Raw genomic sequence first — 25,024 nt, forward strand, 5'->3', positions numbered from 1 at the left:
TTCTGTGTCCGAACAGAAGATGAACCGCCTTTCCCGCCGGGCGATGCTGCGTTACTCGGCAGCCGGGCTCGCTGCCGTCGGAGGGGGCTCGCTGCTCGGTGCGTGTCAGACGACCGACCCGAACACCGGCCAGCCGGAGGGCGGTGGCGGCGGCCTGCAGCAGCGGGCCGACTCGGGACAGCCGATCCGGCTCGCGATCGCCAACGAGCCGCCGTACACCAAGCTCGAGGCCGACGGCACCATCACCGGTGCCGCGCCGGACATCGCCAAGGCCGTGCTGAAGCGGATGGGGATCGAGAACGTCGAGCCGAAGCAGACCGGCTACGACTCGATGATCCCCGGCCTGCAGGCCAACCGCTGGGACATCGTCACCGCGGGCCTGTTCATGAACCAGGACCGCTGCGCCCAGGTGCTCTACACGACCCCGGACCTGGTGTCGACCGAGTCGTACGCGGTGCCGCCGGGCAACCCGCAGGGTCTGCGCACTCTGGACGACCTGAAGAACAAGGATCTCCAGGTCGCGGTGCTCGCCGGTGGCTACGAGGGCAGGACCGCCAAGGCGATGGGTGTGCCCGACAGCAAGCTGCCCACCTACCAGCAGGCGCCGGACGCCCTGCAGGCCATGGAGGCGGGCCGGGTCTACGGGATCCTGCTGCCGACGCTGACCCTGGAGTCGCTCAAGGAGCAGCAGGGTGCCAATTACGAGATCACCCCGCCGATCGAGCAGTTCCCGGTCACCGGCTCGGGGCACGCGTTCCGCAAGAGCGACCAGACCTTCTTCCAGAAGTACAACGAGGAGATGAAGGCGTTCAAGGAGACGAGCGAGTTCGAGCAGATCATGAACCAGTGGGGCTTCGACGCCGAGGCCTCGCGCAAGGCGACGAAGGAAGAGCTCTGCAAGACCGAGAGCTGACCCACCCGGGATAGCGAAACGGGCCGTGCGTGCCGGATCGCGGCACGCACGGCCCGTTTCCGTCCTGGCCGGTGGTCAGTAGGCCGCGAGCCTGCGTTCCATCCGGCGCAGCAGCAGCGCGGTCGGGTAGCTGGCCGCCAGGAAGATCAGGCCGGCCATCGTGAACGGTTCCAGGTACCGGAAGGTGTTGCCGCCGATCGTCTGCGCCGTGCGCAGCAGCTCGGGGACCGCGATGAAGGCCAGGAACGGCGTCTCCTTGAACATCGCGATCGCGTAGTTGCCCAGCGCGGGCAGCACGTTCCGGATCGCCTGCGGCAAAACCACCCGCTGCCACGTGATCCGCTGCGGAAGCTGCAACGCGACACTGGCCTCCCACTGTCCCTTCGGGACCGCGTCGATGCCCGAGCGGTAGACGTCGGCCATGTAGCAGGCGTAGTGCACGCCGAGCCCGGTCACGCCAGCCACCAGCGGTGCGAGGGTGATTCCCAGCTCGGGCAGCGCGAAGAAGAGGAAGAACAGCTGGATCAGCAGCGGCGTGCTGCGGATGAACTCGATGAACGCCGTGGTCACCTGGGCCAGCAACGGGATGCGCAGGTACCGGATGACCGCGAACACCAGACCCAGCGCGGCGGCGACCGCGGTGCCCAGCACGGTGGCCACGAGCGTGTACTCGGCGAAGTGCCGCAGCAGCTCGGGCAGGATCTCCCAGGCGAAGTCCCAGCTCCAGTTCACGGGGCCACCTCCTGCGGCACGGGCTTGCGGGTGCGGAACATGCTGCGCACGCCCTCGTGCTGGCCGAGCCGGGCCTTGACGGCCGCCTCGGCGAGGTTCATCAGGAACGTGACCGCGTAGGCGATGACGAAGTAGATCGCCATCAGCAGCAGGTACATCGCGGTGGAATTGCCACCCGCGAAGCGGAACGACTCACCCATGAACATGATGTCCGCGATCGAGATCGCGAACAGCAGCGGCGTGCTCTTGAACAGCTGGATGAACAGGTTGTTCATCGCGGGGATCATCAGCGGGATCGCCTGCGGCCAGATGACCCTGGTCATCCGCTGCCACGAGGAGAAGTTCAGTGCGGTGGCCGCCTCCCACTGCGGCTTCGGCACCGCGTTGATGGCGCCCCGCACGACCTCGGCCCCGTAGGCCCCGTAGTTGAGGCCGAAAGCGACTACACCGGCGACGATCGGCTCGAGCCGGAATCCCACCATGGGCAGCGCGTAGAAGAGCCAGAACAGCTGAATCGGCAGCGAGGTGCCGCGGAAGAACTCGATCACGACCCGGGCGACGCCCCGCACCGGGATCCGCGGCGAGCGGGCCATCAGGCCCAGGACCACGGCCAGCACGAGCATGAGCAACGTGCCGAACACGGTGACCAGCATGGTGTTGCCGAGGCCCCGCAGGAGGTTCGGAATCCAGTCGATCAGGCCAGGAGGTCCGTCCATGGCGCTCATCCCCTCCCGGCTCGTGGTGAACGGAGTCGTCCGTGGCGTTGGCTGAACACGCTCGGCTACCTCTCGTCGACGGTCTGCCGGTCACCGCCCGCCGCGACGTGCGGTGATCGGCTTCTGATCCGCACCGACACTAACGGGGTAACACCCCGGTCGCCGGGCACCCCATGCCGATGAGAAGGAGATGTTACGTGCGGACCCACCTGCCCGGCCGGGTTCGCGTGCCCTAATCTCTGCCGGGTGCGGTTAGTGATCGCGCGGTGCCAGGTCGACTACGCGGGCCGGCTCACCGCTCACCTCCCGATGGCCACCCGGCTCCTGCTCGTCAAGGCGGACGGGTCGGTGTCCGTGCACTCCGACGACCGGGCCTACAAGCCGCTGAACTGGATGAGCCCGCCGTGCTGGCTCATCGAGGACGGCAACCTCTGGATCGTGGAGAACAAGTCGGGCGAGAAGCTCGTCATCACGATCGAGGACATTGTGGACGAGGTGTCGCACGACCTCGGTGCCGAACCGGGCCTGGTGAAGGACGGCGTGGAGGCGCACCTGCAGGAGCTGCTCGCCGAGCACATCGGCACCCTCGGTGAGGGCTACTCGCTCGTGCGCAGGGAGTTCCCGACCGCGATCGGCCCGGTGGACATCATGGCCCGCGACGCGGACGGGGTCTCGGTGGCGGTCGAGATCAAGCGGCGGGGCGAGATCGACGGCGTCGAGCAGCTCACCCGCTACCTCGAACTGCTCAACCGCGACCCGCTGCTGGCTCCGGTCAAGGGGGTGTTCGCGGCCCAGCAGATCAAGCCACAGGCCCGTACGCTCGCCGAGGACCGGGGTATCCGCTGCGTGACGCTCGACTACGACGCGTTGCGCGGAATCGAGCCGGACGAGTTCCGTCTCTTCTGACCACCGCCCTCACCTCTCCTGATCCGACTTCCGGACACTACCCAACACCAGCGATGACCCGTGCGGGATTCACCTGCCTGGAAACGTGGGGTAATGTGCGCGTGCCGGTTGAACCTGGTGCTTGTTGTTGAGTGGTGTTGATTCCGGGAGGTGGATCGGGTGCACGTGCTGGCCCAGGCGGACCTACGGCTCGACGCGAACGCGATCGACTATTTACTGCTCGCGTTCTACTTCGTGCTGGTCCTCGGCATCGGCTACCTGGCCAGACGGCAGGTGTCGACGAGCCTCGACTTCTTCCTCTCCGGACGGTCCCTGCCCGCCTGGGTCACCGGCCTCGCCTTCATCTCGGCGAACCTGGGCGCCATCGAGGTCATGGGCATGTCGGCCAACGGCGCCCAGTACGGGATGCCGACCGCCCACTACTTCTGGATCGGCGCCGTCCCGGCCATGCTGTTCCTCGGCATCGTGATGATGCCGTTCTACTACGGCTCCAAGGTGCGCAGCGTGCCCGAGTTCATGCTGCGCCGTTTCGGCAAACCCGCACACCTGGTCAACGGCATCAGCTTCGCCACGGCGCAGATCCTCATCGCGGGCGCGAACCTGTTCCTCCTCGCCAGCGTCGTCAACCTGCTGCTCGGCTGGCCGATCTGGTTCTCCGTGATCATCGCCGCCGTGATCGTCCTCGCGTACACCGCGCTCGGCGGCCTCTCCGCCGCGATCTACAACGAGGTACTCCAGTTCTTCGTCATCGTCGCGGCCCTGCTGCCGCTGACGATCGTCGGGCTGTACAAGGTCGGCGGCTGGGAAGGCCTCGTCGACAAGGTGACGGGCGGCCCCGGCGGGGCCGAGCAGCTGAGCACCTGGCCCGGCAACCAGCTCACCGGCTTCGGCAGCAACTTCCTTTCCGTGCTCGGGCTCGTGTTCGGCCTCGGCTTCGTGCTCTCGTTCGGCTACTGGACCACGAACTTCGTCGAGGTCCAGCGCGCGATGGCGTCGAAGAGCATGTCGGCGGCCCGCCGGACCCCCATCATCGGCGCCTTCCCGAAGATGTTCATCCCGTTCATTGTGATCATTCCCGGCATGATCGCGGGCGTCACGGTCACCGAGCTCATGGGCGAGAACAAGGCCGCGCTGATGGAGTCGGGCAGCGCCCCGAGCGGCGCGACGTTCAACGACGCCCTGCTGCTGCTCATGCGCGACCTGCTGCCCAACGGCATGCTCGGCATCGCGATCGCGGGCCTGCTCGCGTCCTTCATGGCGGGCATGGCCGCGAACCTCAGCTCGTTCAACACGGTGTTCACCTACGACATCTGGCAGGCCTACCTCGTGAAGGACCGGCCGGACGACTACTACCTGCGGGTCGGCCGCGTGGTCACCGCCGCCGCCACCATCCTCGCCATCGGGACGGCGTTCATCGCCTCCACCTACAGCAACCTGATGGACTACCTGCAGCAGTTGTTCTCGTTCTTCAACGCGCCGCTGTTCGCCACGTTCATCCTCGGTATGTTCTGGAAGCGGATGACGCCGACCGCCGGCTGGACCGGCCTGGTCACCGGCACCGCCGCCGCCGTCACGGTGTTCGGGCTCACCGAGTCCGGGGTGTGGGAGCTGCCCGGCCAGGGCGGCGCGTTCGTCGGCGCGGGCGCCGCGTTCGTCGTCGACATCGTGGTGAGCGTGGCCGTCACCTACGCTACCCAGCCCAAGCCGGCCGGCCAGCTCGTCGGCCTCGTCTACTCGCTCACGCCGAAGGAGACGCTGCGGCACTCGACCACCGGCGAGGACGCCGGGTGGTACCGCAACCCGGGGCTGCTCGCCGGCATCGCACTGGCCATCACGATCGCGCTGAACATCATCTTCTTCTAGGAGGAACCCGCCATGTCGTCCGAATCCGGAACGCACCGCGCGGGCGTGTTCGACGTCCGGACGGTGATCGCCCTGCTCATCGGTGTGTACGGGCTGGTGCTCACGGTCATGGGCATCGGCTTCACCAGCGAGGAGGACATCGCCAAGGCAGCGGGCGTGAACATCAACCTGTGGGCGGGGATCGGGATGCTCGTCTTCGCCGGGCTGTTCGTGCTGTGGGTGAAGCTGCGCCCGCTGCGGGTCCCGGACCAGCCTGAGGAGGAGTAGGCCACCCGCTACCGTGCACGGGTGCGCACTCGCCTCCCCGCCCTGCTCGGTGCCGTGCTGCTCGGCGTCGTCGCCGGTTGCTCCGGCCCCGACCTGACGCGAGCCCACTTCCCGCGGACCACGGTCACGGCGGCACCGGGTGACGGCGGGCAGGGCGAGGTGCCCACGGGACCGATCACCGATCCCGCCGTCTCGGCCGCCGCGCTGCGGACGGTGGATCCGTGCGCGCTCCTCGGCGGCGACACCGCCGGCGTCCTCGGCGAGGCGGGCACGCCCGAGCCGGGGGACTGGGGCGTGTGCACGGTCGAGGTGCGCGACGCCGGCGGCAAGCCGGTCGGGCTCCGGCTCGACCTCGGCGAGTCGCTCGTGCTGGCCGACCGGGCGACCGGGGGCATCGAAGGGCTGCCGCTGGTCGAGAACGAGGTCGACGAGGGCAGCTGCTTCGTCACGGCGGTCACCTCCCGCGACCCGAGCCTCGGCATCACGGTGCAGGTGGACTACGAGGCCGGTGACCCGTGCGCGGCGGGCTACTCGGTGCTGCGACAGGTCCTGGCCGGGCTGCGCGGCGACCCCGGGACCTACCCGCCCGAGCCGGGCTCGCTGCTCGGGGTGGATCCGTGTGCCACCGTGACCGACGACGTGCTCGCCGAGGTGCTGCCCGGCGAGGTCCGCAAGCGACCGATGGGGCTGCACCAGTGCCGGTTCGCCGGGCACCGCCCCTCGGCGGTCGTGTGGTTCCGCACCGGTTACCCGCCGGACGCCGACGCGGGCACGCCGGTGGACCTGGGCGGCGGTGTCCGTGCCGTGCGGCAGCGGGGACAGACCGACACGGTCGAATGCGACATCTCGTGGCAACACCGGTCGTCCGGCGAGGGACCGGAAGGCGAGAACGTGACCGCGTCCTTCACGTTCGCGAGCGAGGAGGGCAGCGTCGACGACGCCTGCGCCAGGGCTCTCGCGGTAGCCCGCGACGTCGTGCGGCGGCTCCCGTCGTCCTGACCGGACATTGCCCCCGCTTTCTCTTGGCGAGAACGCCCCGGCGGCCACTAGGTTTGATCGTGTCCGCACGACGCCGTGGCTGGAGGTTCGCCGTGAAGAAGATCATCAACGATCCGGAGACCGTCGTCACCGACTCGCTCCGGGGGCTCGCCGCCGCGCATTCCGATCTGCTCCGCGTGGAGTACGACCCGGCGGTGGTCGTGCGGGCGGACGCCCCGGTCCGGGGCAGGGTGGCCGTCATCTCCGGCGGCGGCTCGGGGCACGAACCGCTGCACGGCGGCTTCGTCGGGCAGGGCATGCTCGACGCGGCCGTGCCCGGCGCGGTGTTCACCTCCCCGACGCCGGACGCGGTGCAGGCCGCGGTCAACGCCACGACCACCGACGCGGGCGCGCTGCTCATCGTCAAGAACTACACCGGCGACGTGCTCAACTTCGAGACGGCGGGCGAGCTGGCCTCGGCCGACGGGCTGGACGTGCGCAGCGTCGTGATCGACGACGACGTCGCGGTGGCCGACTCCACGTTCACGGCGGGCAGGCGGGGTGTGGGTGGCACCGTCCTGCTGGAGAAGATCGCCGGGGCCGCGGCAGGCCGTGGTGACCGGCTCGACGACGTCGAGGCCGTGGCGCGCAAGGTGATCGGGCAGGTTCGCTCGATCGGCGTGGCGCTCACCGCGCCGACCGTGCCGCACGTCGGCGAGCCCAGCTTCGAGCTCGGCCCGGACGAGATCGAGTTCGGGATCGGCATCCACGGTGAGCCGGGCCGCGAGCGGATCCCGGCCGAGCCTGCCGACGCGCTGGTCAGCCGGATGCTGGACGCGCTCGTCGAGGACCTGCCCTTCCACCAGGGCGACGACGTGCTGCTGTTCACCAACTCGATGGGCGGTACGCCGCTGCTCGAGCTGTACCTGGCGCACGGCATCGCGGAGCGGCTGCTCGGCGAGCGCGGGATCAACGTCCGGCGCAGGCTCGTCGGCCCCTACATCACGAGTCTGGAGATGCAGGGCATCAGCCTCACGCTGCTGCGTCTCGACGACGAGCTGACCGACCTGTGGGACTCGCCGGTCAACACACCCGCACTGCGCTGGGGGGTCTGAGCATGGGTTGCGCAGCGTCCGATGTGGCGGCGGCACTGCGGGCGGCCGCCGCGACCATCGCGGAGCATCGCGTCGAGCTGACCGATCTGGACCGTCCGATCGGCGACGCCGACCACGGCGAGAACATGAACCGCGGGTTCGCCGCTGTGGTGTCCAAGCTGGACGAGGGTGTTCCGGAGACGCCCGGTGCCGTGCTCAAGACCGCGGCCAGCACGCTGATCTCGAAGGTCGGCGGCGCGGCGGGCCCGCTGTACGGCACCGCGTTCCTCCGTGCGGCGACGGCGCTGGGGGACAAGTCCGAACTGGACGCGGGCGACGTGGCCGCCGCGCTGCGTGCCGGGCTGGACGGAGTGGTGGCCCGGGGCAAGGCGGTGGTGGGTGACGCGACCATGGTCGACGCGCTCAGCCCGGCGGCGGACGCCGCCGAGGCCGCGCGGGGCGACGGCATCGCGGCCCTGCTGCGCGCCGCGGCGGACGCCGCCGACGAGGGCGCGGGCTCCACGGTGCCGCTCGTCGCGCGCAAGGGCCGCGCCTCCTACCTCGGTGAGCGCAGCGTCGGGCACCTCGACCCGGGCGCCCGCTCGTCGGCGCTGCTCCTGCGGGCGCTCGCGACCGCGGCGGGTGCCGCATGACCGTCGGACTGGTCGTCGTCTCCCACAGCGCGAAGCTCGCCGAGGGAGTCGTGGAACTCGCGGCGCAGATGGCGCCGGACGTCACCGTGCTGGCCGCCGGCGGGCTCGCCGACGGCGGCATCGGCACCGACTTCGACGCGGTCAGCGCCGCCGTGCAGTCGGCGAACACCGGAGCCGGTGTCGTGCTGCTCTACGACCTCGGCAGCGCCCAGATGACCGCGGAACTCGCCGTGGAGGCACTGCCCGATCCGGGGGAGGCGGTGGTGGTCAACGCACCGCTGGTCGAGGGGGCCGTCGCGGCCGCCGTGGCGGCGCAGGGCGGTGCCGACCGGGCGGCGGTCGCGGAGGCGGCGGCCTCGGCAGGCGCGTCGCCCGCCGAGGCGGCCGAGCCGGCGCCGGCCGCCGTGGACACGCGGACCACGGAGCTGACCCTGGCCAACGACGTCGGCCTGCACGCGCGGCCCGCCGCGCTGCTCGTGCGCAGCATCGCCGGGCTGGACGCCAATGTCCGGGTGCGGCTGGGCGGCGACGAGGCGGACGGCCAGAGCGTGCTCGCCCTGATGTCGCTGGGGGCCCGCAAGGGCGACCGGATCGAGGTCAGCGCGAGCGGGGCGCAGGCGGAGGAGGCCCTGCGCCGGATCGAGGCACTCGTGGAGCGCAACTTCGACGAATGAGCCCCGCCCCGGGCGTGTCCGCGACCTGTGCACGCGTGTCCGCGTCCTGCGACGCGGACACGCGTGCACAGAACGCGGACACGGGTAGTTCCGTTCGCCTGATTCGATTCCGTACCCCGAATGGCGTGCCACCGTGGCACCATCAGGTTCCCTACTTGCGGGTAACCACTGGAGGTACGCCGTGGCACGTGAGTTCTCGACCGTAGGTGTCGTCGGCCTCGGCACGATGGGGGCCGGCATCGCGGAGGTGCTCGCCCGCAGCGGACTCTCCGTGGTGGGCGCCGAGGTGGACGAGGCGGCCGTGGCCAGAGGGCGCGGGCACATCGAGCACTCGACGGCGCGCGCGGTGGGCAAGGGCAAGCTCGGCGACTCCGACCGGGCGAGGCTGCTCGGCCGGATCCGCTACACCACGGCCCTGTCCGACCTCGCCGGGGCCGACCTCGTGATCGAGGCGGTGCCGGAGAGCCTGGAGCTGAAGGCCGACGTCTTCGCCCAGCTCGACAAGATCACCGGGCCGGAGACCGTGCTCGCCTCCAACACCTCGTCGCTGTCGGTCACCGAGATCGGCGTGCACACGTCCCGGCCCGGCAAGGTCGTCGGGATGCACTTCTTCAACCCGGCGCCCGTGCAGAAACTGATCGAGGTCGTGCGCACCGTGGTGACCGAACCGGACGTCGTCGACGACGTGATGGACTTCGTCGCGCGGCTCGGCAAGACACCGGTCGTGATCGGCGACCGCGCCGGGTTCATCGCCAACGCGTTGCTGTTCGGCTACCTCAACCACGCCGTGCGCATGTACGAGCAGCGCTACGTGACCCGCGCGGACCTGGACGCGGCCATGCGGTTCGGCTGCGGTTACCCCATGGGCCCGCTCGCCCTGCTCGACCTCATCGGGCTCGACACCGCCTACCAGATCCTGGACACGATGTACCACCAGTCGCGCAACCGGCTGCACGCGCCCGCGCCACTGCTCAAGCAGATGATCACGGCGGGCCTGCTCGGCCGGAAGAGCGGCCGGGGCTTCTACACCTACGACGCCCCCGGCTCGCCGACCGTCGTCGCGGACGCGGAGTCCGCCGCGCGGTCCGTCGTGGACGGTCCGGTGCGGACGGTCGGGCGGATCGGTGTCGTGGGCACCGGGACGATGGCCACGGGGATCGCGGAGGTGTTCGCCCGCGGCGGCTACGAGGTGGTCCTGCGGGCCAGGGCCATGGACAAGGCCGAGGCGTCGATCGGCAAGGTGCGCAACTCGCTCGGCAAGTCGGTCGTGAAGGGCCGGATGTCCGAAGCGGACGCGGCGGCCACACTAGCCCGCATCCGTCCGGCCGTCGAGTTCGACGACCTCGCCGAGACGGATCTGATCGTGGAGGCGGTGGCGGAGGAGCTGTCCGTCAAGCAGGCGGTGTTCGCGGCCCTGGACGAGGTGGCGAGGCCTGGTGCGATCCTCGCCACCACCACGTCGTCGCTGCCGGTGATCGAGTGCGCCGCCGCCACCGCGCGGCAGTCCGATGTGGTGGGTATGCACTTCTTCAACCCGGCGCAGGTCATGAAGCTCGTCGAGGTGGTCAGCACGATCGCGACCGCGCCGGACGTCGTCGCCACCGTCCACGCCGTGTGCGAGACCGTGGGCAAGCGGCCCGTGCACTGCGGGGACCGGGCCGGGTTCATCGTCAACGCGCTGCTCTTCCCGTACCTCAACGACGCGGTGACGATGCTCGAGGCGCACTACGCCAGCGCCGACGACATCGACACCGCGATGAAGGTCGGCTGCGGGCTGCCGATGGGTCCGTTCGAGCTGCTGGACGTGGTGGGGCTCGACGTGTCGCTCGCCATCGAGCGCACGCTCTACAACGAGTTCCGGGAGGCCGGGTTCGCCCCCGCCCCGCTCCTGGAGCACCTGGTCACCGCGGGACGCCTGGGCCGCAAGACCGGCAAGGGCTTCCGCGACTACACCGGCTGACCGCCCCGGGACTTCCCCAATGTGGCTTTCGGTGCGCTCGATGCACCGAAAGCCACATTGGGGAAATCGAGCGCTACCAATGCCACATTGGGGAGCTCGCCGCGAGCGCTCAGCCGCAGCCGCACGCACCTCCGCAGCAGCCGCCGCCCGTGGGCGCGGGGGCGTTCGCGGAGCCGGTGAGGGCGACCGTGGTGAGCAGCTTGACCGTGTCCGTGTGACCGTCCGGGCACGCGGCGGGCTCACCGGACTCGCTCATCGGCCTGCTCAGCTCGAAGGTCTCGGTGCACTCGCGGCACCGGTACGCGTAGGTCGGCATGTCGCGATTATCGCGTGGCGGCCGGGGGGTGAGAAGCTGGCGGCGTGGAACCGCCGGTGATCGACCAGGACATCCCGCACCTGAGCGAGGTCACGCCGTCCGTGCTGCGCGCGCTCGGCGTGCCCGGCAGCACCGGGTCGCTCGACCTGCCCGGGGCGCGGTCGGCGTGCGTCCTGCTCGTCGACGGCCTCGGCTGGGAGCTGCTGGCCGAGTACGCCGCGGACGCGCCCGCGCTGGCCGCGCTGCGGAGCAGCCGTCTGCGCGTCGGCTACCCGGCCACCACCGCCGCCGGGCTCGCCGCCATCGGTACCGGCGTCGCCTCCGGCGAGCACGGCCTCGCCGGTTACACCTTCGAGGTGCCGGGTGTCGGCGTGGTCAACGCGCTGAGCTGGCGGGACCACGACACCGGTGCCGACCTGCGCGGCCCGCTGCCGCCGGAAGAGGCGCAGCCGCTGCCGACCACGTTCGCCCGCGCCAGGGCCGCCGGGCTGGACTCCCGCGTCGTGTCGGCGGCGCGGTTCGCCGACACCGCCCTCACTCGCGCCGTCCTGCGGGACGGCGACTACCGCGGCGTGCACGCGCTCGGCGACCTCGCCGCGGCCGTGCTCGACGCGCTGGACACCGAGCGGTGCTTCTGCTGGGGCTACCACGGCGATCTGGACCTGCTGGGCCACGTGTACGGGCCCGGTTCGCGGCCGTGGCGGATGCAGCTGCGCCAGGTCGACCGGCTCGTCGAGTCGCTCGTCGCCGGCCTGCCCCCCGGCGCGCTGCTCGCCGTCGTCGCCGACCACGGGATGATCACGCTCGACGACACCGCGGTGGACCTGGAGGAGGAGCCCGGCCTGCTCGCCGGTGTCCGTGCCTTCGGCGGCGAGGTGCGTGCCCGGCACGTCTACACCGAGCCGGGCGCGGTGGACGACGTGCTGGCCGCGTGGCGGGCGATCCTCGGCGACCGGGCGTGGGTCGCCGGGCGCGAGCAGGCGATCGAGGAGGGCTGGTTCGGCCCTCGCGTCGCCGACCACGTGCGGCCCCGGATCGGGGACGTCGTCGCGGCGGCCCGGGGCCGCTCCGGAATGCTGCGCGGGCTCGCCGAGCCGGTCGAGTCGTCCCTGATCGGGCAGCACGGCTCGTTCACCCCGGCCGAGCAACTCGTCCCGCTCGCCGTCGCCTACGGCTGACGGCCGGGCTCCGGGCGCGGTACGGCGGCGGGCCGGGCCGCCGCCGTACCGCGGGCGAACGCAGGCGGGCCAGGGCAGTCGTCGCCGGAACGGGAGGAGCTGTGGCCGCGTGCGGCGCTGCCGCTGCTCGCCGCGTCCGCCGGGAGATCGGTGTGCCGCCCGGTGAATACCCCACCGCATAGGTCGTTACCGTGGGGCCATGCCTCGACGGAACCGGCCCCGGCGCGACGTGCCCAGGTCCGCCGGCCCCGCCGGGTGGGCACAGCCGGAGTCGGGACCGGACGGCGACTGGCTCGTGCGTTCCGTGCCGGGTTCCCAGGCGACCAAGCCGTACCGCTGCCCCGGCTGCGACCACGAGATCCGGCCCGGCGTGCCGCATGTCGTCGCGTGGCCCGCCGACGAGCTGGGTTCGGTGGCCGACCGGCGGCACTGGCACCGGCCGTGCTGGGAGGCGAGGACCCGGCGCGGACCGACGCGGCGCCGCTGAGCTCACCCCCTCCGGTAGTAGGCGGCGGGAACGCCCTCGTAGAGGTCGTCCTTCCACTTCCGGAAGCCCAGCTTCTCCGCGACCCGCTGCGCCGGGGTGTTGCGGCTGTTGGTCACGATCACTACCGGGCGGCCGGGGATCTCCCGCTCGGCCCACTCGACGATCGGCAGCGCCATCTCCGGTGCGTAGCCCTTGCCCCACGCGCTCGGCCGGAAGCGGTAGTACAGGTTCAGCACGGGCTCGCCGTGGAGGTCCTTCACCTGCACCCCGCCGAGCCCGATGAGCTTGCCGGTCGCGATCTCGACCACCGCCACGTAGCCGAACCCGTGTTCGGCCCAGTGCCGCTGCCACAGGGAGAACAGCATGCGGGCGGCGCCGGGTGCCGGTGCCTCGTCGAACGGGTGTGCCGCCGGATCGGCCTGCACCTCCAGGACCGAGGGCAGGTCCGCCTCGCGGAACCGCCGCAGGATCAGCCGCCGGGTGCGGATCTCGGGGAGCACAGCCACGGTCCGACGTTAACGCGAGGTCCCGACGAACGCCGCGCGAAGAACCCGCGCGAACGCCGCCGCCGCTAAGCTCCGTCCGTGCATACCGCGGGGGTCGGCGACAGACCCGGAACCTCCGCCGGGGCGCCGCTGCCCCGGTTCGCACTGGGGCCCGTCGCGCTGGTCGCCCTGGTGCAGTCCGCCGTGTTGACCCTGCTGTCCGGCCGGTACGGCTTCCATCGCGACGAGCTCTACTTCCTCGCGGCGGGCGACCGCCCGGCGTGGGGCTACGTCGACCAGCCCCCGCTCACCCCGCTGCTCGCCGAGGCGGCGACCGCGCTGTTCGGTGACACCCCGGGCGGGCTGCGCGTCCCGGCGACGCTGGCCGGGGCGGCGCTGGTGGTGGTGGCGGCGCTGGTGGCGCGGGAACTCGGCGGTGGCAGGACCGCTCAGCTGCTCGCCGCCGCGGCGACCGCGGCGTCCACGTTCGTCCTCGTGATCGCGCACATGGTCTCGACGACGACGTTCGACACCCTGCTGTGGGCGGTCCTCGGGCTGCTGACCCTGCGGCTGCTGCGGACCGGAGACGGTCGCTGGTGGGTGGCGATCGGGGCCGCCGCCGGAGTCGCCCTGGCCAACAAGTGGCTCGTGCTGTTGCTGCTCGGCGCGTTCGCCGTGGCGCTGCCGCTCGCGGGCCAGGCCAGGGCACTGCGCACCGGCTGGCTCCTCGCCGGGATCGGTGTGGCGGCGGCGCTGGCCACACCGCTCGTGGTGTGGCAGTTCGCGCACGACTTCCCGATGCTGACGGTCGCGGGCGGCATCAGTGAGGACGACGGAGCCGAGAACCGGATCTTGTTCGTCCCGATGCAGCTGGTGTACCTCTCGCCGGTGCTCGTCCCGGTGTGGCTGGCCGGGTTCGTCCGGCTGTGGCGCGACCCCGCGGTCCGCTGGGCACGGGTGCTGCCCGTCGCCTACCTGGTGCTGTGCGCGGCCTTGCTCGTGCTGGGCGGGAAGCCGTACTACGCGATCCCGTTGCTCGTGCTGCTGACGGCGGCCGGGGCGGAGCCGGTCGTGCGCTGGCTGACCGCGGGACGGCGGGCCGCCCGCAGGGCCCTCGCGACCGGGCTCGCGGTCGTCTGCGTGGTCACCTCGGCGCTCGTCGCGCTGCCCGTGCTCCCGCCCCCGGCACTGGACGGCCCGGTCCTCGCGATGAACAAGGAACAGGGCGAGCAGGTCGGCTGGCCGGAGCTGGCGCGGACCGTCGCGGCCGTGTGGGAGCGGGTCCCCGAGGCCGACCGCGCCACCTCGGTGATCTTCACCCGCAACTACGGGCAGGCGGGCGCGGTCGAGCGTTTCGGCCCGGCGTTCGGGTTGCCGGGGCCGTACTCGGGGCACATGTCCTACGCGGACTGGGGACCTCCGCCCGACGAGCGCACCGGCTGGGTGCTGACCGTCGGACCCCCGCCCGCCGCCTTCACCGGGTGCGCCGTGGTCGCGGTACACGACAGCGGACTCGGCGTCGACAACGAGGAGCACGGCACGCCGATCGCGTTGTGCGAGGGCACCACGGCTTCGTGGTCGCGGATCTGGCCGGGGCTGCGCCACTTCTACTGAAGACTCCGGCGGCAGCCGCCAGAATGCGGGTATGGATCGACTTTCCCTCGTGCTGCTGCACGCGTTTCCGGTGGACGCCCGGATGTGGAACGAGGTGCGGGAGCCGCTGGTCCAGCGCACCCGGCTGATCACGCCGGACCAGCGTGGCCTCGGCCGCACCGCCCTCCCGGAGACCGACCGCGAACCGAGCCTCGACGACGCCGCCCGGGACGTGCTGGCCCTGCTCGACAAGCTGGAGCTCGACCAGGTGATCCTCGGCGGCTGCTCCCTGGGCGGCTACGTGACCCTCGCCGTGCTGCGGGCCGCGCCGGAACGGATCGGTGGCCTGGTGCTCATCGACACGAAGGCCACGGCCGACGGCGAGGAGGCCCGGCGGGCCCGGCTGGAGATGGCCGACCGGGCCGAGGCCGAGGGCATCTCCGGCTGGCTGGCCGACGCGATGCTGCCGAAGGTGCTCGGCGAGACCACGCGGCGGACGAAGACCGACCTCGCGGACCAGATCAGGGAGCTCGTGGAGGCACAGCCCGCTGCGGGGGTCGCCTGGGCACAGCGGGCGATGGCGGCCAGGCCGGACGCGACGGACGTGGTCCGCGAGGCGCACGTGCCCGCGCTCGTCGTGGTCGGCGAGGAGGACACCGTGACCCCACCGGAGGCCGCCCGCGAGCTGGCCGGCGCGCTGCCCGACGCGACGCTCACCGTGCTGCCCGGGGTGGGGCACCTCACGCCGCTGGAGGACCCGGACGGGGTCGCGAAGGCGATCCTCGACTGGCTGCCCTGACCCCGCCGTCCGGCAGTGAAGGTGGCCTTCACTGCACCCGGGCGCGCTGTGGGGTGCGTCGTGCGTCTCCAAGGCCACCTTAGGTGCGTTGGGTGCGGTCAAGGCCACCTTGGTTGCGTTGGACGCACGCAGGGTGGCCTTCACTGCGTCCAGGGCGGTCACAGGCAGGGGTGCAGTGCCTCGACCAGCGTGTCGACCCGCTCGAAACCGGCGAGCCTGCGGGTCACGTACCCGAGCGTGTAGCCGCGTGCCGGGTCCGCGTAGCCGACGCTGCCCCCGATGCCGCCCATGCCCCAGGTGCCGTCGTCGTCGAGCTGCATCCCGAGCGTCCACCGCACGGGGCGGTCCAGCAGCAGGTCGTGGCCCTCGTACTGGGTTCGCACCGCCTCGTCGGTGAGCTCCGCGCCGAGCAGGCGGCCGCCGAGCAGCGCCGCGTACAGCCCGGCGAGCCCACTCGCGCTCGCGTGCAGGTTCACGGCGGGCACCTCGGCCCGGCGCCACCACGACGTGCCGAGCACGGCGGGGTCCAGCCAGCCCGCCGGGTTGCCGAGCGCGGCGGCGCGCAGTGACCCCGGCCGTCCGATCACCTCGCGGGCCCAGCCGGGGTCGCGGAACTCCGGGTCCGCACACCGGGTGCGCGCCCGGGCGGGGAGGCCGAAGCCGAGGTCCAACCCGAGAGGCCCGGCGATCTCCGCGGCCAGGAACGCGCCGGGCGTGCGGCCGGAGATTCGCCGCACCAGCTCGCCGACCAGGTGCCCGTAGGTCAGCGCGTGCTCCGCGGCGGCCGTGCCCGGCGCCCACTCCGGCGTGGCGGCCGCCAGATCCCCGGTGAGCAACCCCCAGTCGGCGAACGCGCGGGCGGGCCGCTCCACCGGGAAGGCGGGCAGCCCGGCCGTGTGGCTCAGCACGTGTCGGACGGACACGCCCTCGCCGGTGAACCCCGGCCAGTGCCGCGACACCGGGTCGTCCAGCGCCACGAGCCCCCGCTCGACCAGCGTGAGCAGGCACAGCGCGGCCACCGGCTTGCCCACCGAGAAGACGTTGACCAGCGTGTCCGGCCGCCACACGGCGGTGCGCGCGTGGTCGGTCCAGCCGCCGTGCAGAGCCACCACCGGACGGCCGTCGAGGAGCACCGTCAGCGCCCCACCGGTCTCGGCCCCGCTCGCCAGCAGCCCGGCGAACGCCTCGCGCACGGGCTCGAAGCCCGCCGCCACCCGCCCGCCGAGGGGAACCGTCATGGCGGCAGCCTAGGGACCTGGGTCGCGTCCCGCCGCCAGATATCCGCTCAGCGCGGACCGGGCTCCGGCCGCCTCGCCGGGGAACCGGCGGGCCACCACGAACCGCCAGCAGATCCCGAACAGCCGCCGCAGCCGCACGTACGGCGCCAGCTCGGCCGGGTCGGGCGCACCGGGGTAGGCGGCGAGCGCGGCCGCGCCGTCCAGCCGCGCGGTTCCCCACAGCACCGCGAGGTCCCAGGCGACCGGACCGCGCCAGGTGTCCTCGAGGTCGATCCACCGCCAGCCCGCCTCGGTCGCCAGCAGGTTCGCCGGGTGCGCGTCCCCGTGCAGGGGCCTGCGCTCGCCCGCCCCGGCCACCGTCTCCGCCAGCGCGGTCAGCTGCGCCCTGAGCACCGCGACGGTCTCCCCCAGGTCGTCGGCCAGCAGGTCCAGCATCCGCCGCAGTTCGGCCACCGGCCCCTCGGCGGGCAGCGCGCCGGGGTAGTCACGCAGGGCCTCGTGCAGCTCGGCCAGCGAGCGGCCCACCGTCGCGGGGCTGGGCAGCCGGCCGGGGTCGTGACGAACGTAACGCCAGAACGTCACCGGTAGGCCGCTGACCAGGTGCGGGCCGGGCGGCGGGTCGGTGCTCGGCGGCACGACCGGCGCGCCGCGGTCCGCGAGGTGGCGGGCCAGCCGCACCTCCCGGTCCAGCCACGCGGCGGGATCGGCGCGCAGCAGGCGCGTGGTCGCGGGCACCCTCGCCACCACCGGCCCCAGCCCCACCAGCACGTTCGACCCCGTGGCGAGCACGGACGGCGCGTCCGTGGGCAGTCCGTGCGCACGCCCGGTGGCGACCGCGGCGGAGAGCGCGGCGGTGACGAACGAGTCGGTCACCGTGTGATCTTCCCAGCCGGTGCGCAGCGTCCGGAAAGGCCCGGGATACGATCCCTCCAGCCGACGCGGGTCCATGCCCGTGCCGGAGACGTCATCACGGTGTTGAGTGCAGGAGGCAGGAGTGACGGCCGTAGCCCCCCAGCCGATCGCGACGCGGCCATATCCGGCCCGGGAGTCGGTGAAGGGTTCGTACCTGCTGCGGTTGTTCCGCACGACGGACCACAAGCAGATCGGCATCATGTACCTGGTCACGTCGTTCGCCTTCTTCATGGCGGGCGGCGCGATGGCGATGCTGATCCGCAGCGAGCTCGCCGTGCCGGGACAGCAGTTCCTCTCGGGAGAGCAGTACAACCAGCTGTTCACCATGCACGGCACGGTCATGCTGCTGCTGTACGCGACGCCGATCCTGTTCGGCTTCGCGAACTTCATCATGCCGCTGCAGATCGGCTCGCCCGACGTGGCGTTCCCCCGGCTCAACGCCTTCTCGTACTGGCTCTACCTGTTCGGCGGGCTCATCGTGATGGCGGGCTTCCTCACGCCCGGCGGCGCCGCCGACTTCGGCTGGTTCGCCTACACACCGCTGTCGGACGCCATCCACTCGCCGGGCGCGGGCGCGGACCTGTGGATCTCCGGCCTCGTGGTCGGTGGTCTCGGCACCATCCTCGGCGCCGTCAACATGATCACCACGATCGTGTGCCTGCGCGCGCCCGGCATGACCATGTACCGGATGCCGATCTTCACCTGGAACATCCTGGTGACGAGCCTGCTGGTGCTGCTCGCCTTCCCGATCCTCACCGCGGCGCTGCTGGGCCTGCTGGCCGACCGGCACCTCGGCGCGCACGTGTTCGACCCCGCCAACGGCGGCGTCATCCTGTGGCAGCACCTGTTCTGGTTCTTCGGCCACCCCGAGGTCTACATCGTCGCGCTGCCGTTCTTCGGCATCGTGTCGGAGATCTTCCCCGTCTTCAGCCGCAAGCCGATCTTCGGCTACAAGGGCCTGGTCTGGGCGACGCTGGGCATCGCCGCGCTGTCGGTGGCCGTGTGGGCGCACCACATGTACGCCACGGGCGCGGTGCTGCTGCCGTTCTTCGCGTTCATGACCTTCCTGATCGCGGTGCCGACCGGCGTGAAGTTCTTCAACTGGATCGGCACGATGTGGAAGGGCCAGCTGACCTTCGAGTCGCCGATGCTGTTCTCGGTCGGCTTCATCGTGACGTTCCTCTTCGGCGGCCTCACCGGCATCCTGCTGGCCGCGCCCGCGATCGACTTCCACGTCTCCGACAGCTACTTCGTGGTGGCGCACTTCCACTACGTGCTCTACGGCACGATCGTGTTCGCCACGTTCGCCGGGATCTACTTCTGGTTCCCGAAGATCACCGGCCGGATGATGGACGAGCCGCTGGGCAAGCTGCACTTCTGGACCACGTTCATCGGCTTCCACACGACGTTCCTCGTGCAGCACTGGCTCGGCGCCGAGGGCATGCCCCGCCGCTACGTCGACTACCTGGCCAGCGACGGTTTCACCACGCTGAACACGATCTCCACGATCGGCGCGTACATCCTCGGCGCCTCGACGCTGCCGTTCATCTGGAACGTGTTCAAGAGCTACCGCTACGGCGAGATCGTGACGGTGGACGATCCGTGGGGTTACGGCAACTCGCTGGAGTGGGCCACCTCGTGCCCGCCGCCGCGGCACAACTTCACCGAGCTGCCCCGGATCCGCTCCGAGCGGCCCGCGTTCGAGCTGCACTACCCGCACATGGTCGAACGCCTGCACAGCGAGGGCCACATCACGTTCACCGGTAAGCCGCTGCCGCATCCCGAGGCCAAGGACGCGCCGTCCGAGGTGCTCACGGAAGCGGTGATCCCGGGCGACCACGACAGGGACAACTCGAGCGAACGATGACGCAGCTGCCGGTGAACCCGACGCCAGTCCTGATCACCACGACCGGCCCGGACAAGCCCGGCGTCTCGTCGGTCCTCTTCGCCGCGCTGGCCCAGCCCGGAGTCGAGGTGCTCGACATCGAGCAGGTCGTCATCCGCGGCCAGCTCGTCCTCGGCGTGCTCGCCGGGGTCGAGAGCGACCCGGAGGCCCTGCAGGAGGCCGTCGAGCAGGCGATGGCGACGGTCTCGATGCACGTCGACGTGCGGATCGGATCGGCCATCGGCGCCGACCCGTTCGCCCCGGCCCGGCACGGCTCCAGCCACGTCATGGTGATCCTCGGCAGGCCGGTGACCGCGCGCGCGTTCACCGCGATCGCCCGCAGGCTGGCTTCGGTGAACGCCAACATCGACACGATCCGCAGCATCGCCGACTATCCGGTCACCGGGCTCGAGGTGCACGTCTCCGTCGCGGACGACACCCCGGAGGCGGACGCCGAGCTGCGCTCCGTGCTCGCGGACGTCGCCTCCCGGGGCGGTCTCGACGTCTCGATCGAGCGGGCCGGGCTGGCCCGCAGGGCGAAGCGGCTCATCGTGTTCGACGTGGACTCCACCCTGATCCAGGGCGAGGTCATCGAGATGCTGGCCGGCTACGCCGGGGTCGAGGACCAGGTGCGGGAGATCACCGACATCGCGATGCGCGGCGAGCTCAATTTCACCGAGTCGCTCGAACGCCGCGTCGCGCTGCTCGAAGGGCTGCCCGAGTCGGTGCTGGACGAGGTGGCCGAGGCCATCGAGCTCACTCCGGGGGCCCGCACCACGATCCGCACGCTCAAGCGGCTCGGCTTCCGGTGCGGTGTGGTGTCCGGCGGGTTCACCAGGATCATCGACCGGCTCGTCCGGGACCTCGGCCTCGACTTCGCGGCGGCGAACGACCTGGAGGTCGTCGACGGCAAGCTCACCGGACGCGTCGTCGGCGACGTCGTGGACCGGCCGGGCAAGGCGGAGGCGTTGCGCCGGTTCGCCGCCGAGTACGGCATCACGATGAACCAGTGCGTCGCCGTCGGCGACGGTGCCAACGACATCGACATGCTCTCCACCGCCGGGATGGGCATCGCGTTCAACGCGAAGCCCGCGCTGCGCGAGGTGGCCGACGCCGCACTGTCCTACCCCTACCTGGACGCCGTGCTGTTCATGCTCGGCATCACGCGGGCCGAGGTGGAGGCCGCCGACGCGGCCGACGGCCTCGAGCTGCTCCGCCCGTGAGCGAGCCTGCGAGCGAACCATCGATGCGGAGCGAGCCTGCGAGCGAACCATCGATGCGGGGCGAGCCTGCGGCCGCGGGCATCCTCGACCCGCTGGCGGCTCGCTACGCCACGTGGCTGGGCCTGCCCGCCGAGCGGACGGCCGAGCGCGAGCCCGCCGACCCGGGGCAGGTGCGGGCGATGCCGGTCGTGCTGCGGATGGAGCGGGCCGAGCCGCCCGCGCGGACGGCGCTGCTGGAGGCGGCCGCGCGGGCTGCGGTCGCGGTCTGCCTCGACGAGCGCGCGGCCGAGGGCGGCGAGTGGCACGACGCCGTGCGTTCCTGGGTGGCCGGGCACATCCGGAAGGTGGCCCGCCGGGCCAGGGGCGCGCACTGGCACGCGGTGCAGGACCTGCCCGGGATCACCGTGACGGTGGCCGGTGCCGAGGCCCGCGCCCTGCTGCCGTGCCGGGTGGCGGAGCTGCCCAGGGAGGTGGCCCGGCTGCAGATCTCCGGCAGCGAGCTGCCGCCGGACGAACCGGGACCCGCGCCGGGCGACGTGCCGTCGCTGCTGCTCAACCCGCACGTCACGATGACCGTTGGCAAGGCGGCGGCGCAGGTCGGGCACGGCACGATGCTGCTCGCGGCCCTGCTGGACGCCGGGTCCCGCGCCGCGTGGGCGGAGCGGGGCTTTCCCTGCGCCGTGCGCACCCCGGACGCCGCGCGGTGGGCGCAGGCGCACCCCGGCGCGGACGCCGAGGGCGCCTGGCGGGAGCGCCGGGTGCTCGCCGTGCGCGACGCCGGGTTCACCGAGGTGGATCCGGGTACGGTGACGGTGCTCGTGGAGCATCATGATGCGCGGTGAGAGTGTTATGATGCGTCCGTGCGCACGACCGTCAACATCGACGACAACCTGCTCAAGGAGGCGAGGCGGCTCGCCGTGAGCACCGGCCGCCCACTCGGCGAGGTCGTCAACGACGCGCTGCGCGTTCTGCTCGCGCGGGTCGAGCACAACCGCGGGCACGGTACGGACTTCCGGTTGCCCACCGGAGGGCAGGGCGGCCTGCGGCCGGGTGTGGACCTCGAGAACAAGGACCTGATGGCCGAGGTCCTCGGGGACAACGAGGCCCGCTAGTGCGGATCTTCGACGTCAACGTGTTCGTGTACGCGTTCCGCGAGGATCTTCCGCGGCACGGCGAGTACCGGCCGTGGGTGGAGAGCAGGCTGGCCGGTGCCGAGCCGGTGGGCGTCAGCGAGTTCGTGCTGTCCGGCTTCCTCCGGGTCGTGACCAATCACCGGGTCTTCCGCGAGCCGACCACGCCCGAGGATGCCCTCGCCTTCTGTGCCGCTGTCCGGCACGCGCCCGCCGCCGTTCCGGTGCGGGCCGGAGACCGGCACTGGATGGTCTTCGAAGAGCTCTGCCGGACCGTCGCCGCGAAGGGCAACACCGTGGCCGACGTCTACCATGCGGCGCTGGCCATCGAGCACGGCGCGACCTGGGTCAGCGCGGACCGGGACTTCGCGAAGTTCCCGGGACTGAGCTGGGAGCTGCCGCCGGTGCCCGCCTGAGGGGTCAGGCCGACTCGCCCGCCTTCCACACCACGTAGGCCTCGTCGGCGTCGGTGGTCATCGCCTCCACGAACTTGTCGTGGTCGAAGCCGGGCAGGGCCTGCAGGCGCTCTATCAACGCGTTCGCGGCCGGGTCGCCGCTCGGCACGGCCGTGCCGGTGCCGTCGGCGGCGGCCAGCATGAGGAACACGTCCTCGTTCCACGGACCCTCGGGGATCACCCGCACGACCACGGCGGACAGGTCCGCCCAGTCGACCGACTCCTCGCTACCGTCGGCCAGCTGCCTTCGCACGCCCGTGTCGTCGACGCGCACCGAGCGGGACTGTGCGGTGGCTGAATCCTGGGACAACAACTTCTCCCTCGGTGTTCGGCTTCCGTTCACCGTAGTGCCTCGGGTCACCGGGCTCAGGTGGGGGCGGCCGCGTCGAGCCTGCGCAACGCGTCCCGCGCGACCTGCGGGTCGGACGTCGGCCAGAACGGCGGCAACGAGGCCCGCAGGAAGCCGCCGTACCGGGCGGTCGCCAGCCGGGAGTCGAGGACGGCCACCACACCCCGGTCGGTGATCGAGCGGTGCAGCCTGCCCGTGCCCTGGGCGAGCAGCAGCGCGGCGTGTGTCGCGGCCACGGTCAGGAACCCGTTGCCCCCGCGAGCCTCGACCGCACGCTGCCGCGCGGACGCCACCGGATCGTCCGGGCGCGGGAACGGCAGCCGGTCCACCAGCACCAGCTGCAGCGACGGGCCCGGCACGTCCACGCCCTGCCACAGCGACAGGGTGCCGAACAGGCAGGTGCGCGGATCCTCGGCGAACTTGCGGACGAGCAGGGCCGTGGCGTCCTCGCCCTGGCAGAGGATCGGGTGCTCCACGCGGTCGCGCAGCGCCTCGGTGGCCTGCTTGGCCGCCCGCATCGAGGAGAACAGGCCGAGCGCCCGCCCGCCCGCGGCCCCGATCAGCTCGGCGATCTCGTCGAGCGTGGCCTCGCCGAGGCCGTCCCGGCCGGGCGGCGGCAGGTGCCTGGCGATGTAGAGGATGCCGTTGCGGCGGTGGTCGAAGGGTGAGCCGACGTCGATGCCCTGCCAGCGCGGGCCCGCGTCGGCGTCCGACGGCGGTGCCTTGTCGGTCGCGGTGCCCTCCGCCTTGGCCTGCCGCTCGGCCGACGGCGGCAGCCCCCACTGCCTGGCGAGCGTGTCGAACGTGCCGCCGAGGGTCAGCGTCGCCGAGGTGAGCACGGTGGTGGACCGGGCGAACACGCGCTCGCGCAGCAACCCGCCCACCGAAAGCGGTGCGACGTGCAGCGTCGGCGGCCGCGGCGTGGCGGCGAAGCCGTCGCCGCTGAGCCACACGACCTCGTGCTGGTGGGCGCGGTCCTCGCCGAACGCGTCGAGCATGCGCTCGGCCGACTCGTGCACCTCCTCCAGCAGCGACCGGGCCAGCTTGCGGACGGTGGCCTCCTCGACGTCCTCCTTCCGGTCGGAGCCGAGCGCGGTGAGGCACGCGTGCGCGGCGTCGCGCACGGCCGTGAGCGCGCCGCCCAGCGGCTGCGGCAGCGTGTCCATGCGGCCGGGGGGCAGCTCGTCGAGCACGAGCGCGAGGCCGTCGCCCGACTCCAGCAGCCGGTCGGCGACGTCGGCGTCGATGAGCTTGCCGCACCGGCGGGTCGCGGCGGAGATCATCGCGCTGGTCAGCTCGCCGGTGGCGACGGACGTGACGCGGTCGACCAGCTCGTGGGCCTCGTCGATGATCACCAGGTCGTGTTCGGGCAGCACCTGGTACTCCTGCATCGCGTCGATCGCGAGCAGGGCGTGGTTGGTGACCACCACGTCGGCGCGGCCCGCCTCGGCGCGGGCCCGCTCGGCGAAGCAGTCCGTGCCGATGGGGCAGCGGGCGGCGCCGAGGCACTCCTTCGCGGTGACCGACACCTGCCGCCACGCCTGTTCGGACACGCCCGGCACCAGCTCGTCGCGGTCGCCGGTCTCGGTGTCCGACGACCACTCGTGCAGCCGCCGGACCTCGCGGCCCAGCCGGGACACGGCGTACGGGTCGAACAGCGACGTGTCCTCCGGTTCCTCGGGGGCGCCGGTGTCCAGCCGGTGCAGGCAGAGGTAGTTGCGCCTGCCCTTGAGGATCGCGAACGTGGGCTCGCGGCCGAGCGGCTTCTTCAGTGCCTTCGCCAGCCGGGGCAGGTCGCGGTCCACGAGCTGCCGCTGCAGCGCGATGGTGGCCGTCGACACCACCACGGTGGCCTCGCGCTCGACCGCGTGCCGGATCGCGGGCACGAGGTAGGCCAGCGACTTCCCGGTGCCGGTGCCCGCCTGCACGGCGAGGTGCTCGCCGGTGCGGATCGCCGTGCCGACCGCCTCCGCCATGCGGACCTGTCCCTCGCGTTCGGTGCCGCCGACGGCCTCGACCGCGTGCGTGAGGAGTTCGCTGACGCTGGGCAGAGTCGAACGGTCACCGGCCACGGGCAGAGACGGTACCGGCAGCCACCGTCAGCGCGTGGTGCGCGGTCGCCTCACCCGGTCGGCCAATGCTCACGAACGCTCCACTCGCGGCTCACCGGAGCGTCAGAAACCGGACATAGCGTCGGCGCGTTCCGTCCCCACCCGAT

At 72.0% G+C, this 25,024-nt stretch carries 26 protein-coding genes; 18 read left to right on the plus strand and 8 right to left on the minus strand.

Features of this window, described 5'->3' with window-relative positions:
- The first annotated feature begins 4 nt into the window (after window positions 1-4).
- Complete coding sequence (gene ehuB, locus B0I33_RS08035) at window positions 5-913, plus strand: ectoine/hydroxyectoine ABC transporter substrate-binding protein EhuB (RefSeq protein ID WP_245900493.1); 909 nt, start codon at window positions 5-7, stop codon at window positions 911-913.
- A gap of 75 nt (window positions 914-988) precedes the next feature.
- Here ehuB and ehuD read toward each other — a convergent pair whose 3' ends face one another.
- Complete coding sequence (gene ehuD, locus B0I33_RS08040) at window positions 989-1,645, minus strand: ectoine/hydroxyectoine ABC transporter permease subunit EhuD (protein WP_106177933.1); 657 nt, start codon at window positions 1,643-1,645, stop codon at window positions 989-991.
- Window positions 1,642-2,361, minus strand: coding sequence for an ectoine/hydroxyectoine ABC transporter permease subunit EhuC (gene ehuC, locus B0I33_RS08045; RefSeq protein ID WP_106178252.1), 720 nt, complete (start codon window positions 2,359-2,361; stop codon window positions 1,642-1,644). Before ehuC ends, ehuD begins: the two co-directional genes overlap by 4 nt.
- Before the next feature lie 246 nt (window positions 2,362-2,607).
- On the opposite strand from ehuC, the gene nucS reads away from it, so the two are divergent.
- The 8 genes from nucS (at window position 2,608) to B0I33_RS08085 (ending at window position 10,756) form a co-directional block, all read left to right on the plus strand.
- Window positions 2,608-3,267: an endonuclease NucS gene (gene nucS, locus B0I33_RS08050; RefSeq protein WP_181193217.1), complete on the plus strand. Its 660-nt coding sequence runs from the start codon at window positions 2,608-2,610 to the stop codon at window positions 3,265-3,267.
- Window positions 3,268-3,426: 159 nt separating this feature from the next.
- Window positions 3,427-5,130: a sodium:solute symporter family protein gene (locus B0I33_RS08055; protein WP_106177935.1), complete on the plus strand. Its 1,704-nt coding sequence runs from the start codon at window positions 3,427-3,429 to the stop codon at window positions 5,128-5,130.
- A 12-nt stretch (window positions 5,131-5,142) separates the two neighbouring features.
- A complete protein-coding gene (locus B0I33_RS08060; protein ID WP_106177936.1) occupies window positions 5,143-5,397 on the plus strand; it encodes a hypothetical protein in 255 nt (84 codons plus the stop codon).
- A 21-nt stretch (window positions 5,398-5,418) separates the two neighbouring features.
- On the plus strand, window positions 5,419-6,396 hold the full coding sequence (locus tag B0I33_RS08065; RefSeq protein ID WP_106177937.1) for a hypothetical protein: 978 nt from the start codon (window positions 5,419-5,421) through the stop codon (window positions 6,394-6,396).
- A 92-nt stretch (window positions 6,397-6,488) separates the two neighbouring features.
- Complete coding sequence (dhaK, locus tag B0I33_RS08070) at window positions 6,489-7,490, plus strand: dihydroxyacetone kinase subunit DhaK (protein ID WP_106177938.1); 1,002 nt, start codon at window positions 6,489-6,491, stop codon at window positions 7,488-7,490.
- A gap of 2 nt (window positions 7,491-7,492) precedes the next feature.
- The gene (gene dhaL / locus B0I33_RS08075; protein WP_106177939.1) at window positions 7,493-8,122 is read left to right on the plus strand and encodes a dihydroxyacetone kinase subunit DhaL; all 630 of its coding nucleotides are present in this window, start codon (window positions 7,493-7,495) and stop codon (window positions 8,120-8,122) included.
- Window positions 8,119-8,796: a dihydroxyacetone kinase phosphoryl donor subunit DhaM gene (gene dhaM / locus B0I33_RS08080; protein WP_106177940.1), complete on the plus strand. Its 678-nt coding sequence runs from the start codon at window positions 8,119-8,121 to the stop codon at window positions 8,794-8,796. Before dhaL ends, dhaM begins: the two co-directional genes overlap by 4 nt.
- A gap of 181 nt (window positions 8,797-8,977) precedes the next feature.
- Window positions 8,978-10,756, plus strand: coding sequence for a 3-hydroxyacyl-CoA dehydrogenase family protein (locus tag B0I33_RS08085; RefSeq protein WP_106177941.1), 1,779 nt, complete (start codon window positions 8,978-8,980; stop codon window positions 10,754-10,756).
- A gap of 109 nt (window positions 10,757-10,865) precedes the next feature.
- Here the strand turns inward: B0I33_RS08085 and B0I33_RS08090 are convergent, their stop codons facing one another.
- The gene (locus tag B0I33_RS08090; RefSeq protein WP_106177942.1) at window positions 10,866-11,072 is read right to left on the minus strand and encodes an FmdB family zinc ribbon protein; all 207 of its coding nucleotides are present in this window, start codon (window positions 11,070-11,072) and stop codon (window positions 10,866-10,868) included.
- 44 nt (window positions 11,073-11,116) lie between these two features.
- Between B0I33_RS08090 and B0I33_RS08095 the strand changes: the two genes are divergently transcribed.
- Window positions 11,117-12,250 carry an alkaline phosphatase family protein gene (locus tag B0I33_RS08095; protein ID WP_106177943.1) on the plus strand — a complete coding sequence of 378 codons (1,134 nt, stop codon included), beginning with the start codon at window positions 11,117-11,119 and terminating at the stop codon, window positions 12,248-12,250.
- Window positions 12,251-12,449: 199 nt separating this feature from the next.
- A complete protein-coding gene (locus B0I33_RS08100) occupies window positions 12,450-12,737 on the plus strand; it encodes a hypothetical protein (protein WP_106177944.1) in 288 nt (95 codons plus the stop codon).
- 2 nt (window positions 12,738-12,739) lie between these two features.
- Here B0I33_RS08100 and B0I33_RS08105 read toward each other — a convergent pair whose 3' ends face one another.
- A complete protein-coding gene (locus B0I33_RS08105; protein ID WP_245900494.1) occupies window positions 12,740-13,243 on the minus strand; it encodes a GNAT family N-acetyltransferase in 504 nt (167 codons plus the stop codon).
- 78 nt (window positions 13,244-13,321) lie between these two features.
- On the opposite strand from B0I33_RS08105, the gene B0I33_RS08110 reads away from it, so the two are divergent.
- Window positions 13,322-14,836, plus strand: coding sequence for a glycosyltransferase family 39 protein (locus B0I33_RS08110; RefSeq protein ID WP_245900495.1), 1,515 nt, complete (start codon window positions 13,322-13,324; stop codon window positions 14,834-14,836).
- A gap of 31 nt (window positions 14,837-14,867) precedes the next feature.
- Window positions 14,868-15,614, plus strand: a complete 747-nt coding sequence (locus B0I33_RS08115; RefSeq protein WP_106177945.1) for an alpha/beta fold hydrolase — start codon at window positions 14,868-14,870, stop codon at window positions 15,612-15,614.
- A gap of 158 nt (window positions 15,615-15,772) precedes the next feature.
- Here B0I33_RS08115 and B0I33_RS08120 read toward each other — a convergent pair whose 3' ends face one another.
- Together B0I33_RS08120 and B0I33_RS08125 are read right to left on the minus strand one after the other, a co-directional pair.
- Complete coding sequence (locus tag B0I33_RS08120; protein WP_219927155.1) at window positions 15,773-16,852, minus strand: serine hydrolase domain-containing protein; 1,080 nt, start codon at window positions 16,850-16,852, stop codon at window positions 15,773-15,775.
- A 9-nt stretch (window positions 16,853-16,861) separates the two neighbouring features.
- The gene (locus B0I33_RS08125; protein WP_245900496.1) at window positions 16,862-17,725 is read right to left on the minus strand and encodes a phosphotransferase; all 864 of its coding nucleotides are present in this window, start codon (window positions 17,723-17,725) and stop codon (window positions 16,862-16,864) included.
- Between the two features lie 121 nt (window positions 17,726-17,846).
- Between B0I33_RS08125 and ctaD the strand changes: the two genes are divergently transcribed.
- The 5 genes from ctaD to B0I33_RS08150 are packed head-to-tail and all read left to right on the plus strand — an operon-like array spanning window position 17,847 to window position 22,418.
- Entirely contained in the window at window positions 17,847-19,631 is a 1,785-nt protein-coding gene (gene ctaD, locus B0I33_RS08130; RefSeq protein WP_106177947.1) for an aa3-type cytochrome oxidase subunit I, read from the plus strand.
- An 11-nt stretch (window positions 19,632-19,642) separates the two neighbouring features.
- Entirely contained in the window at window positions 19,643-20,872 is a 1,230-nt protein-coding gene (serB, locus tag B0I33_RS08135; RefSeq protein WP_106178256.1) for a phosphoserine phosphatase SerB, read from the plus strand.
- Between the two features lie 53 nt (window positions 20,873-20,925).
- Complete coding sequence (locus B0I33_RS08140) at window positions 20,926-21,714, plus strand: peptidyl-tRNA hydrolase (RefSeq protein ID WP_106177948.1); 789 nt, start codon at window positions 20,926-20,928, stop codon at window positions 21,712-21,714.
- Window positions 21,715-21,732: 18 nt separating this feature from the next.
- The gene (locus tag B0I33_RS08145; protein ID WP_106177949.1) at window positions 21,733-21,984 is read left to right on the plus strand and encodes a type II toxin-antitoxin system VapB family antitoxin; all 252 of its coding nucleotides are present in this window, start codon (window positions 21,733-21,735) and stop codon (window positions 21,982-21,984) included.
- On the plus strand, window positions 21,984-22,418 hold the full coding sequence (locus tag B0I33_RS08150; protein WP_106177950.1) for a type II toxin-antitoxin system VapC family toxin: 435 nt from the start codon (window positions 21,984-21,986) through the stop codon (window positions 22,416-22,418). The genes B0I33_RS08145 and B0I33_RS08150 overlap by 1 nt, the downstream gene beginning before the upstream one ends.
- A gap of 4 nt (window positions 22,419-22,422) precedes the next feature.
- Here B0I33_RS08150 and B0I33_RS08155 read toward each other — a convergent pair whose 3' ends face one another.
- Together B0I33_RS08155 and B0I33_RS08160 are read right to left on the minus strand one after the other, a co-directional pair.
- Window positions 22,423-22,770 carry a hypothetical protein gene (locus tag B0I33_RS08155; protein WP_425440453.1) on the minus strand — a complete coding sequence of 116 codons (348 nt, stop codon included), beginning with the start codon at window positions 22,768-22,770 and terminating at the stop codon, window positions 22,423-22,425.
- A gap of 53 nt (window positions 22,771-22,823) precedes the next feature.
- Window positions 22,824-24,878, minus strand: coding sequence for an ATP-dependent DNA helicase (locus tag B0I33_RS08160; RefSeq protein WP_181193218.1), 2,055 nt, complete (start codon window positions 24,876-24,878; stop codon window positions 22,824-22,826).
- Window positions 24,879-25,024: the final 146 nt, after the last annotated feature.

The organism is Prauserella shujinwangii (assembly GCF_003001955.1).
Classification (GTDB): Bacteria; Actinomycetota; Actinomycetes; order Mycobacteriales; family Pseudonocardiaceae; genus Qaidamihabitans; species Qaidamihabitans shujinwangii.